Annotated in this window: 1 protein-coding gene; it reads right to left on the reverse strand. The window is 67.9% G+C overall.

Annotated features, from left to right (window positions below):
- Positions 1–555 (reverse strand): CDP-diacylglycerol diphosphatase (locus tag AB4Z27_RS29360; RefSeq protein ID WP_441646024.1); only part of this gene is annotated, 555 nt, incomplete at both ends.

The raw sequence follows: 555 nt of genomic DNA on the forward strand, positions 1-555 counted from the left end.
GCTCATCCACGACGACAAAGCCGCCGCCCGCGTAAGCGAGAAAGATGCCGCGGTCCTGCGTGTCGCCGGCGGTGCCCGCCGTTTCGCGATGCACCTCATCGAACGGATTGAAGGCCAGCACCGGCTGGTCCGCCGGCACGCGCTTCGCCAGCACACGCTTCCCCGCGAACGTGAACGCCCCCCACGTCGGCGTGATGCCGCTCTGGGTCAGAAACTTCTGAGCGGCACCGCTGATGCAGTCCAGATGGATATGGAGCTGGTCCTGGCTGCGCGAACCCCTCGAATTCACGGCCAGACCGATCAGCGTGTCGGGCACCGGCTTGCCAACCGCCTTCGCTACGATCTGGCGTTCTTCCCAGCCGAAGGCCCAGCCGTTGGCGCGCGTGCCCGTCCAGACGCGCGCGTCTTCCACACCGCTGACGGCATGATCGGGAATCACGAGGTAGTGCGAGGCGCCGACGTAGTCCTTGTAGAGCACGAGGCCCCGGTCGCGATCGACCACGGCGCAGTCGGCGTGGCGCGGCGTGCCGTCCGTGAGGCAGCGCGCCTGCACGT

This window comes from Cupriavidus sp. KB_39 (genome assembly GCF_052114485.1).
In the GTDB taxonomy this organism is placed as follows: Bacteria; Pseudomonadota; Gammaproteobacteria; order Burkholderiales; family Burkholderiaceae; genus Cupriavidus.